Origin of the sequence: Flammeovirga agarivorans (assembly GCF_012641475.1) — a bacterium.
Lineage (GTDB): Bacteria > Bacteroidota > Bacteroidia > Cytophagales > Flammeovirgaceae > Flammeovirga > Flammeovirga agarivorans.
On record NZ_JABAIL010000007.1, the window covers coordinates 71,543 to 83,666 of the forward strand.

Here is a 12,124-nt window from a genome sequence, read left to right on the forward strand (position 1 = left end):
ATGAATACACTCTTTTTCCAACTTTTGTTCGCACACTTAACAGCAGACTTTTTATTACAATCAGAGAAAATGGCTGTGGAGAAGGCTGAATATTATTTCTCCTCGGCTTTTTGGAAACATATTGTGATACATGGCTTGTGTTATTTCGTAGTATTTGCGTTTCATTATCATCTTATTGGGCATTGGGAAGCTTCTGGGTTATCTCAGACAGGGGTGGCCACACTAAGTTTAACCTCTTTGCATGGGTTAGTAGATATCGCAAAGACATACTTTTCAAAGAAGTTTCCAGGTAAAGGGGTATTATTATTTACATCAGATCAACTCATCCATATCGGTATTCTAGCATTATTTTCGATTAACTTCGATTGGAATTTTCTATTCGCTAAGATTTATAATGTAGAAATACCCTGGAAGATTATTGTCGCTTACTTATTTGTGACAACTCCGGCAGGGATTATCATGAAAGTTTTATTGAAACGTTGGACGCCTGAGAGTTCTCAGATTATTCAAGATGCTTATGATAACCTTATGGAAGTTGAAATTGATCTCAACCGTAACGATCCAAAACGTTTGGAAAAGAAATTTAAGTTTCAGAAGAATACAAAATTTCAGAATGATCGGTCTACTTATGCATCCTTACAAGATGCAGGACAATGGATTGGTATTTTAGAAAGAATATTGATCCTAACTTTTGTATTAAACGGAGACCTTAAGTCAATAGGATTTCTCTTAACAGCAAAATCTGTTTTCCGTTTTGGCGACTTGAAAGGAGGAAAAGACCGTCAGATGACGGAGTATATTTTAATAGGTACGCTGATTAGTTTTGGTTTAGCCATTTTTGCTGGTTTGATGTGCCTAACGAGTGAAGAAGCCAAAAGCTTGTTTTAAAAAAAAGCTACCCTTAAGGTAGCTTCTTCTTATTTTGAATTCTTGACCATATCGATGATTTGTTCGGCGGAAACTCTGTAACCATAGACTCCATTGAGTACTTTCATAGAACTTTCATGTAACTCTGGAGTTAAAGCAGCAGTTCCCTCATCAACTATATACATTGTAAACCCTTTATCGGCACCATCTCGAACGGCAGTTTCAATACATTCGTTAGTAAGCACACCAACCGTTACTAATTGATCGATCCCCAAGTTTCTGAGTACATATTCTAAGTTTGTACTATTAAAAACACCTGAGGCCGTTTTGCTTAATACGATTTCATCATCTTTTGGAGCCACCTGAGGCATAATTTCAGCAGCTTTTGATCCCTTAGGAACATGACAACCAATACGTTTGTGTTCTAAGCTTCTGTCGCGACCATCAGCTGTTAGTGCTTCAATTCTTACATGGATCACCTCTAAACCTTCGCTTCTAAAGAGTTCTTGTAATTTGTTGACGGTAGGAAAAACAACATCATCTAAACGATCAAAATAGTAACTATGGTCTTCTCTTTTTGCATCCTTAAAGAAGCCATAACCGATTGCAGCATCGTGATATTGAATATCTATAGAAATTAAACCTACCTTTTTTCTTTTTAGTTCAGGAACACTTTGTCCTTCATACATATCTTCAATTGGATTTTCCATTTTCTTAATCTCAAAATTTCATTTCTAAATGATTACATAGGACCATAATTAATAGCTACTGCTATAGCCATGGCGATCCAACAAACGACATAAGCCATTGCTGTAAACTTGAATATATATTTGATCCAGCTTCCATAAGGAACTCTACATAACCCTAACATGGCGATTAGACCACCTAGAGTTGGAGTAAAGATATTTGTGATTCCGTCACCAATTTGGAAGGCTAATATTGTACACTGACGAGTAATTCCAACTGTGTCGCCAACAGGGATCATAATTGGTAGAGTTACTAATGCTTGACCACTACCACCTGGAATAAAGATATTGGTTATAGATTGAGTCATTGTCATAACCACTGCAGAGGCTGTTTTAGGCAAAGATTCTAATAAGCCAATAAAACTGTGGGCAATGGTATCACTGATATGACCAGCATCCATCACAACTTTTAGCCCTTGGGCAGCACCAATAAGTATTGCAGCCAAAGCACAAGTTTCAAATGATTTAGACATCACCTGACTAATTTCTTCAATGCTCATTCTAGATATTAGTCCACTGACAATACCAATTATGATAAAAATGGCAGAAATCTCATTGATGTACCATCCCAAGTTAAAGACCCCATAAAGCATAACTAATAGCCCTAAAAGGAATATACCAAGGACGGTTTTATCTCTTGCAGAAGTTTTATATTCTTCTAGAGGTTTTGATAACTCTAAACCGTGTGTATCAATGCCTTTAGATAAGCTCTTTTCTGGATTGGCTAATATCTTTTTGAAATAACTGATGTTATAATACACCAATACCGTAAGCAAGGCGAAGACCAATACACTTCTAAATTGCCAACCTGAGAATAACGGCATTTCGGCAATTTGATGTCCTACACCTACCGTATAGGGGTTAAAAGGGGCCAAACCAAAACCAACAGAAATACCGCCAACAGCCATACCTGCACCTAGCAGAACATCTCCACCGATAGCTAAGCTAACGATCACCGCTATTGGTGCTAATGCGATGTTATTTTCATAACCTACGAAGATACCTAGTAAACCATACATGTAGGTCATCATCCCTACTATAAGATATTTTCTTTTTAGTCCTAAACTTTTTACAAATGAACCCACAACGTCTTCGAGCATGCCGTTCTTTTCGAAAATACCAAACATTGCTGCACTGGCAAAAACGATAAAGACAATATCTGCGATTTCTTGAAAACCAATACCAATGGCAATAACGGTGTCAAATAGGTTTACAGGTGTCTGATCTACAGAGTGGAATGTGCCATTGACTACTCTCGCAACGCCATCAACAAGTTCTCTATCAAACTCTCCTGCAGGTATTATATAGGTAAGGACAGAAGCACCAATTAGCATAAAAAAGAGAATAGCTAATGGGTGAGGGATCTTATCTATCCATGATATCTTATTTTGTGTCATAGGTTATTAATTATTTCACATAGAATAGCTTAGTTATAAGTGTATTGGGTGATATACTTACGTATTTGAATCACTATTATGTGACGGGAAAAGGTTATTAAAGTGTTTTGTTATAATATTATACTTGATAGTTCTTTAAGAAGTCAACGACAACTTTTGCTGCAATATCAAGATCATTTTCTGTAACAGATTCTAGTGGGTTGTGACTAATACCATCTTTACATCGTACAAAAAGCATCCCCATATCAGTGATGTTTTTCATTTCTTGGGCATCATGCCCTGCTCCACTTGGAAAAGTAAAAACATCGCTCCCTACATTAGCAACACTTGTTTCTAGTTGCTTTATGATAGTATCACTACATGTTGTAGGAGGAGCTTCATTGGTATTTGTCAAGGTGTATGTTAACCCTCTTTTGTTGCAGACATCTCTCAAGATTTGATCAAATTTTGTGACAGTATCTTTGATCAACTTTTCATCTAGGGAGCGAATATCCATAGTGAAATTGGCTTCACCAGGAATAACATTAATGGACCCAGGTAGAAACTCAACGATCCCAAATGTTGCTACAATATTCTCAATAGTTTCAAGGTATCTTGTTAACTCGACCATGCTTTCAGAGGCACCAACACCTGCATCTTTACGTAGAGGCATCGGTATTGTTCCTGCATGACCAGCCATACCATTTATATTGATAGTGTATCTGTGTGAACCTTGTATAGCATTCACTACTCCTACGGCTAAATTTTTATGTTGTAAAACAGGCCCTTGTTCGATGTGTACTTCGAGATAACCAACAATATCATCTGTTAATTTATCTTCAGGAATCTTATTAGGGTCAAGACCAAAAGAAATAAGTTCCTCTTTAAGAGTATTTCCATATTCACTTTTTCTGTCAAGTAAATCACTTGTAAAAGTTCCAGCAAGTACTTTAGATCCTAAATATGTAGTTGCAAAACGGACGCCTTCTTCATCACCAAAAGAAGCGATCTTGACATTATATTTAAGGGGAATATTATTCTGAATACAGTGTTTTAGTGCGATCAATGGAAGAATGACACCCATTGCTCCATCATATTTACCTCCATTTCTAACCGTATCTTGGTGAGATCCTAAAACAATTGTTTTATTTGTTTTCTCAGGAGAGGTATATGTACCTATCATATTACCGATATTGTCCACTTCAACCGTTAATCCGATATCAGTCATTAACTTTTCAAGGTACGAATAAGCAGCTTTATGTTCTTCAGTCAGATATAATCGAGTTACACCGGGACCTTCTTTCGAATATTTAGATAATTCTTCTAATACTTGGTATGTTTCTTTTCCTAGTTGCATAAGTAATTTAATTGACATTGAATGTCTTATGGGTAGGTTTAACAAAGTATAGAAGTAACGAGTCGTATCAACAATTCGTTTCAAAATATCACAAATGTTGATACGACTTCTTAAAAAATTAACGTAAAATAGTAATTTGGTTGCTTGTTCGGTGTTGTGTGCCGTTCAGTTCTGATGTATAACTAACTACGGCAGTGTAAACACCACTTGGTACCGTTTTACCTTTGTATGTGCCGTTCCAACCTTCACCTTCTTCTTTGGCAGCATCAGAATTCTCATAGTTTTTGGCAAAGATGATTTCACCCCAACGATTGTAGATACTCACTTGAATATCAACAGCATGTTTCGAGTGGACATGGTATTCATCGTTTAATCCATCACCATTAGGAGTAAAAGCAGTTGGATTGAAGAAATCGTCACCGCATATCTCATCGACAAATATTTCTGTATAAGTCTCACATGCTGTAGGGTATGAGGTGTCAGTGATAGTCACCGCATAAGTATCCTGTTCACTTCTTAGTACAGATGACGTAGTTTCTCCTGTATCATGCCAGTAATATACATATCCATCGCCTTGTGGAGCTTGTAATTCAATCTTGAAACCATCATCAAAGCAAGCAACGGTATCAATACTAGCAAATGAAGGAGGAAGATCTCTATAGATAACTTCGTATGTTTTTGTGATGATACATTCTTTTCCGCTGTCATGAACGATCGTATTGGTTACTGTATAATTTCCAGGTTGATCCACCAAAATTGTTTGATTGGTAGAACCTGAACTCCATGAATAGGCTTGCGTAATGTTTTCGTACTCTGAAACATTGGCAGATAGTTCGATTTCAATTCCTTCACATACTTCATATACAGTTGCGGTATCTTCAAAAGTAGGAATCACATATACCCAAACTGTATCTGTTACCGAACAACCCAATTCATTGTCAACCGTAACGGTATAGAAGGTATCTTCTTCTGGAGCTACAGTAATTTGTTTTTCATTACTGTTGGTACTCCAGAGTTGGGATATACCTCCATTAACAGTAAGTGTTACAACTTCTCCATAACAAATGACTTGATCTTCTATTAAATCGACTTCTGGTATCTCACGAATATGAATTTGCCCCTCCGAACTAACTGTACATCCATAGATTGTAGTTACTGAAAGAAGAATGTTATGATCACCGTGTGTATCGTACTGATGTGTTGGATTAATATCAGTGGAAGTATAATTTGGAGTAGTGCCATTGTATTCAAAATCCCATTGTACGCTTGCGATTTGATCACTGGAGCGGTTGATCAGTTGATCAAGGTGTCTTGAATAATTAATAAAATAGGCAGGCTCATTTTGACAAACCGTATCTATTTCAAAGGCAACTTCTGGTAAATAATGAATTTCTACATCTTGTGATATCGTTTGTGATAAACACCCTTGTGATGGCAATAATGCCAATGAAATATTTTGCGTTCCTTCTGTCGTAAAAGTATACGATAGACTTGGAGAGGTTGTCACGGTGTCAAATGATGCATTAATATTCCAGAAATACTGATATGTAAGCGTATCTTCATCGACATTACTAAATGAGGAAGAGGCGTCTATTGTCATACTTTCTCCTAAACAGACATTTTCCCATTGAAGCACAGGGGTAATTCTTGGTTCTATTACTTCCACTTCAACTACTCTTTCGCAGGCGGTTGATTTACTATTATCTACAATTGTACAATAATAGGTGCCGGCTTCAGAAACAGTATGGATAGGGGTTGTATTGGATGACCCTTCCCATGAATAATCATAATTGCTGTTATTGGGTAATTCTATAGTAAGGTCTCCTAATGCTTCAAAACAATGTAATGTATCGAAAGAATAATCAGTAGGTAATGTGTTGATTTCTATGGTAACAAGTTCAGAGTAAGAGAACGAGCACCCATTTTCCATAGCAATTTCCAATTGGAAGGTATAATCTCCAGAATTTTCAAGATAGATATCCGGTGTGAGCTGTGAGTACTGACTTCCTGTTTCTTCTATACTCCAGAGGACTGAACTTACCAAAGAAGAGTCTACAGTTAAAAGGTCTGTATTGTAGGTCGAAAGTTGTTCGATGTTTAAAGGCAATCCTTCACAGGTAGGAAGGACAGAAAAGGCCAAAATAGGGCTTTCAAGTAAACTGAATGAAGCCGTAGCACTACTCGTTTCACATGATAGGTTAGTGATAGCAGCAACAGTTACAGAATAATCACCTTCATCTACAAAACTAATATCTAGCTCATTGGATGTGGTTGTGGTATCCAACCCGTTGGAGAATGACCATAAATAACTGTTGATTTCTCCTTGATAATTTGAAGTCTCGAAAGCTTCAAAAACCATCGATTTATTAGTACAACTGAGTGTGTCGAGTGATAAATCTAGAATTACAGTTGGTTCAAACTGCACAGTAAATTCGTCTTTTTGATATCCCTGTTTATAGTCCCAATGAGTACGACTATCATCTTCAAAATCAGTATAAAGAGCGTCTACCCAAGATTCTACAATAAAGGTTTTAGATGACCCATTTGGATCAACATAAAATGGTGAAGTTTCATCAGATTGTGTAAATGTAACGACAGAATCAGCTCCACCTAGATCAGCACTTATTTTTTCTCCATCAACATACCATTGATACGTCATTTCACCTATGTAACTATAGGAATCGGTTACTTTATTAGCAGGAGTAAAAGTAGAGTCGTAAACTGCTAATGTGGTGTCTCCCAAATAAGCACACCTGAAAATATCAGATACAGTACGTTGAGGTAATCGAAGTACCGTTACGGTATCATCATTTTGCGATGCATAAGAACATTGTTGACCAGAACCAATTTTAAATACGAAGGTTAATTCTGGTAAATAGCTTTTATCCTCATTGGTCTCATTTTCATAAGTAAAAGATTGTGGATTATCTGTGGCAGTATAACCATGTCCACTGGTCCAGAATTGTGAAATATCAACAACATCTGTAGCTGTATATTCGATAATACCATTCATTTCTGCAGTGAAAGGAGCGTACCCGATTTTTTGAACGATATCAGTGATACCTCTTACACCACCAACTTCTACATCTATTGTATCAGAATAGAAGTAACAACCTCGTTCATCTTCTGTAATTAAGCTTACCTTATGAATTCCTGGTTCAAAATAATTGATAAAGGCTCCTTCAGAAGTAGGGAAATATGTTTCTTTTCCATCCTCTCTTTCAATATTCCAGTGCCAAGTAACAATATCAATTTGTGCGTTATTGATATCATCGTATCTAGGTCTTGAATTTCCTGTAGTACCATCAGCAAGATCCTGAATCTGAATAAACTGAGGACAAGAGACAGAGGTGTATTCTGGAGTAAAGCCAGCTTCAGCTGTTAAAACTGCAGGGACATCAATATTAAATGAGCTTGTTGATGTACAGCCAATAATGTCTTCAGCTGTTAATGTTACTTGGTATTGCCCAGTCTCAATTTGTGAGAAAATAAAGATAGAATCATTATGTATGCCTCTTACAGTATTAGATGGAGAAATGGTTTCTGTTTCGCCAGTAGTAAGGTTGGTAATATCCCAAATAAAGATGCCTTCTTCTTCATAAGAAGTGAAAAAGTTCTCATATGTGATTTTTGGGTCGATAGTAACCTCTACATAATCACACTGATAATAATAACTCGCAGTTGCAGAAGAGAGGTAATCTTTAGGCCCCGTAATATATGTAGGTATAGTTTGTTTTACACTACATCCATCAATAAAGACTTCTAATGAAACTTCATAAGCTTCATGTTGGTTGGCTTTTGTATCTGTAAAAGTATAGTCAAAAGAGTCTTGTATCGGAGCTGTTGTACCACTTACGATAGGAACACCATCAATAGACCAGACCCAAGATTGTAATTCATCATCTTCAATTCTAAGATCATACATCGAGTAGTTAATCGTAGAACCAGCACATACAGAGTCAGCTGTAGAAGTCATCTGAAAACCTTTTACATCAATAATAGTATCAAACTCAACCTCACAACGGCTTCTACGGTCGTACATTTCTAAACGCAAATCATAAGAACCTAATCGGTTAAAAGAATAATCGAATTGCTGATCATATATACTATCATTATTGATGATCCATAGAAAGGTTACTGGATGGGTATCAAAATGCTCATAGTCTGTTCGGAAGTTGAAAGTTTGACCTAAACAGATAGTACTAGGTGATCTATCGTCTGTTTCATCAAGCCCCCAAATCATTTCAGAAACGATCGGAGCGGATGAGAAAATGGTGGTGTCATAACGAATTACCTCACAATATTCTAAGCTATTCTCTAATAAAGAAGTAGGATCGTCAAGGTATAATTCAGTATATACTGTATCACCATCCTGCACAATAAGATTATAGTCTGGATGATCATTTGGAGATTCACTTACGGTTGTTGTTGTTAATGTAAGATGTTGATCAGCTTTATTATGTTTACTTGAACCGACCCTAAATGTCCAGTCAAATGGTCCATCATGTCCTGTTGAGGTATTCTGAATATAAAAATTGGATGCATTACAAAGTGTTTTAACTACAGAGTAATCAGGGTTTGGTGTTAAGATGTTAATCTCTTGAGTAAATACCTCCGACGTACAGCCATAATGTTTTGCTCTTAGACCAACAGTTACAGTACCTTCTTCAACACCAATAAATTCATGTGTAATCGAACCATCTCTTTCTTCAGTTACTTCCCATTTTCCACCTCTATTTAAATCGAAGTTCCATTCATAAATGGTTTCATTGAGGTTGACACCATCTTCAGCATCAGTCGTTAAGTTTTCGAAATAGAAGGAGGTGCCATTACAAATTGTAGTATCCGGAATATGAAATTTCGGGTACACTTCTCCACCAGATTGAAGCACTTCAAAAAAAGTATAACGGCAACCTTCTTCTAGCTTAACAACAATCTTCGAGACGTAAAGTCCCATTGGCAGGTCGGTGTAAGAAATTGAATTGGTGACACTACTTTCATACAATTCATTTGTCTTTAGGTCTCTAATGGTCCATACAATACTCTCAGGTTCTTTTTCATACTCTAAAGTATCTTCGAATAATGTGAAACTGAGGTCAGATGAAATAGGAGCACAGCCTTTTATTTTTCCTTTTAGTTTGATACTTATTTCTTTAGACGAAACTTTCTTCTGATCAAGAGTACATTCTCCACCATTTTTCACTCCAATAAGTTGAATAGTATGATCACCATAACCACTTAAAATTATGGTTTCATCGATCCCATCGTAAGTTGAAACGGTACTTACTTCACCATCAACATAATGATAGGTTTTCCAATAATAGCTCTCGTATTTAGCTAATGGTCTACGATTTTCTATTTCGACGTTTACACTAAAATCTTCACCACAATAAACCTCTTGATCTGTTGTAAAAGCAATTTCAAGGGCATCTTTAAAAGTAGGAACAGTCACAGTATCTGTAATTACACATCCGCCAGCATAGGCTTTTGGATACATGTCAATATCTGCCGAAGTAATATTAGTATAAGTATGATATACTGTATCTCTTGCGAAATGAGTGACAGGTTCACTTCCATCTCCAAAATCATAGACAATCTCTAAATCAGAAGGGTAAATAGAAGTATTATGAGTATACATCACTTGATAACTCTCACATGAATTTGAAGGAATATGTTTTTGTATTAAACTATCCTCAACTGCAGTGTAAAAGCGTTGTGTCGTTAATACTGGAGTACAAGAACCACTATATGCGACTAAAGATACATCATAAATAAATTGTCCTTCCTTGTTAAATGTATGTGTGATATTGTTTCCTGTAGCTTGGGTGCCATCACCAAAATTCCACAAGTAAACTACATCTGGGGCTGTTCTTTTTAGTGTTTGTGCGATTGAATTGGCAGAAATAACGGCAGTATTTTCACAAACATAAGGTGAAGAAGTGATTGTCGTTTCAATATCATCATGAACAGTAAGGGATTGTGACGTATATACCTGACATCCTTCATTTGTAATACCAATTAATGTAACATTATAAATACCGGCTAGCAATTCTTTTTGGTAAGGTGCTTCATCAATCAGATATTGTCCCACACTAAATTTATAACTTGCCAATCCGGATGGATCATCAACTGAAAATTGATATTCATCTAAAGAACACCCTTGTTGTGGGTCCTCCCCAGAAATATTGGTAATCGTGAAGGTGACATCTGGAATACCTGCAACATGAAGTACTCCATCTAATTGAGTAGAGTTTTCTCCATCTGAAATTGTTACAGAGATTGAATAATCCCCACTTTGCTGATACTGCTCTGCTGGAGTAGGTATAGTATACAAAGATGTATTTTTACCTAAATCCCAAGAATAAGTATAAGTTTTTGTAGGATCTAGTCCATCGATAAAAAATTGTAAACTTAAAGTTTCACAACCTTGCACAATGTCTCCTTCAGTAATATTAAATTCATTATCATCTCCAATAACACTTAAGTTTCTAGCTTTAAGAACTTGAGCTTCTGAAGTATGGAATACCGTTAGTGTTAGTACGATAAAAAGTAAGCAATAGATATTTCGCATATTTATTTCATCTAAAAATTAGGAATCGGACATTCATCTGATGGAAGACCTGATTTCCCTTTTTTATTTTTCTTTCTGTAGTTTTTATAAAAGTCAAAGTCGTAGCGCAATGATATTTCATGACTTGTTCCCTCAGAGACAGCTAACCCTCCAATAGGATGGTCATAACTGTAACCGAAAGTTATTCGTTTCACCTGAACACCAGACATAATCACAATAGCATCATGATTGAACTGATTAGGGTGGTCATTTTCTTTTACAATTAAGCCTCTATACCATAAACCTAGAATTAGAGGCTTGTAATTAAAGTTTACTCCTGTACTTAATTGGTCACTTCTTCCTTGTGCTTGATAATGCATCATAAAAGAAATGGTTTTATCATCGTAATCAGGTACAGAATTATGCCATCTATAAGTTAAAGGAATGCGATACCCAGCATTTATTGAGAAACGCAACGGCAATTGATCATTTCCGGTTTCATACCTTGTAATAGAAGGTTGGTTGATATGATAAAATGAAGTACCAATCCAAAAATCTTTTCCATAAAAAAGTAACCCTGAAGATATATCTGCATAAATCAGAGAAGTATTGCCAACACTCTCTCTTGTAGCATTATTTGTGATTCCATCATCATCAATCTGATCACCAAATATCAAGTTGTAGAATCCAAGGGATGATTGCTCAAACCCAATTTGTAAGCCAAACGAAAGTGTGTATTTTTTATCTATTTTTAGTTTATATCCACCTGTAGCGTTAACAATAGTTCTATCGTAATGTGCCCCAGTTCCTGTTCCAATTATATCTTCATGTACTTGAAACCCCAGTGAAATATTCTTCTTAGGAATAGGAGTGTCAAATGCACCAATCACTGTCATGTAGTTGGAAGGTAAACCTACCCATTGGTTTCTATAATTTAACACAGCTCTTCCATCTCCACTTGTTCCAACTAAAGCGGGGTTCAGGTATAGAGGCGATGCATAATATTGTGATAGTTGTGCATCTTGTGCGTACGATGATACATTATAGAAAGATAGTATCGTGAAAGTAAATAGAATAAAGTAGTTTCTCATGTAGTATATAAAGCAATGAAATGAGAATAGAGTACTAATCAGTCAAAAAAAATAAGCCTTTTCGGTACATTTATTTATATAAATCGTACGGTAAATATAAATAATCGTTTTACCAAAAAGGCTTTTTCTGTAGTCAA

General features: G+C 36.1%; 6 protein-coding genes. 1 reads left to right on the forward strand and 5 read right to left on the reverse strand.

Annotated features, from left to right (window positions below; all coding sequences use genetic code 11):
- Positions 1–888, forward strand: a complete 888-nt coding sequence (locus HGP29_RS20420; protein WP_168884291.1) for a DUF3307 domain-containing protein — start codon at positions 1–3, stop codon at positions 886–888.
- Between the two features lie 29 nt (positions 889–917).
- Here HGP29_RS20420 and HGP29_RS20425 read toward each other — a convergent pair whose 3' ends face one another.
- From HGP29_RS20425 to HGP29_RS20445, 5 genes are all read right to left on the reverse strand, one after another.
- Positions 918–1,577, reverse strand: a complete 660-nt coding sequence (locus HGP29_RS20425; protein ID WP_168884292.1) for a cysteine hydrolase family protein — start codon at positions 1,575–1,577, stop codon at positions 918–920.
- 32 nt (positions 1,578–1,609) lie between these two features.
- Positions 1,610–3,010: a YfcC family protein gene (locus HGP29_RS20430; RefSeq protein ID WP_168884293.1), complete on the reverse strand. Its 1,401-nt coding sequence runs from the start codon at positions 3,008–3,010 to the stop codon at positions 1,610–1,612.
- A gap of 118 nt (positions 3,011–3,128) precedes the next feature.
- Positions 3,129–4,346, reverse strand: coding sequence for a M20 family metallo-hydrolase (locus HGP29_RS20435; RefSeq protein ID WP_211093353.1), 1,218 nt, complete (start codon positions 4,344–4,346; stop codon positions 3,129–3,131).
- A 118-nt stretch (positions 4,347–4,464) separates the two neighbouring features.
- On the reverse strand, positions 4,465–10,917 hold the full coding sequence (locus HGP29_RS20440) for a PKD domain-containing protein (protein WP_168884295.1): 6,453 nt from the start codon (positions 10,915–10,917) through the stop codon (positions 4,465–4,467).
- A gap of 11 nt (positions 10,918–10,928) precedes the next feature.
- Positions 10,929–11,987, reverse strand: a complete 1,059-nt coding sequence (locus HGP29_RS20445) for a PorP/SprF family type IX secretion system membrane protein (RefSeq protein WP_168884296.1) — start codon at positions 11,985–11,987, stop codon at positions 10,929–10,931.
- Positions 11,988–12,124: the final 137 nt, after the last annotated feature.

Coding starts and splice junctions, on each gene's coding strand:
- HGP29_RS20420 (WP_168884291.1), top strand. CDS start 1: ATGAATACACTCTTTTTCCAACTTTTGTTCGCACACTTAACAGCAGAC.
- HGP29_RS20425 (WP_168884292.1), bottom strand. CDS start 1,577: ATGGAAAATCCAATTGAAGATATGTATGAAGGACAAAGTGTTCCTGAA.
- HGP29_RS20430 (WP_168884293.1), bottom strand. CDS start 3,010: ATGACACAAAATAAGATATCATGGATAGATAAGATCCCTCACCCATTA.
- HGP29_RS20435 (WP_211093353.1), bottom strand. CDS start 4,346: ATGCAACTAGGAAAAGAAACATACCAAGTATTAGAAGAATTATCTAAA.
- HGP29_RS20440 (WP_168884295.1), bottom strand. CDS start 10,917: ATGCGAAATATCTATTGCTTACTTTTTATCGTACTAACACTAACGGTA.
- HGP29_RS20445 (WP_168884296.1), bottom strand. CDS start 11,987: ATGAGAAACTACTTTATTCTATTTACTTTCACGATACTATCTTTCTAT.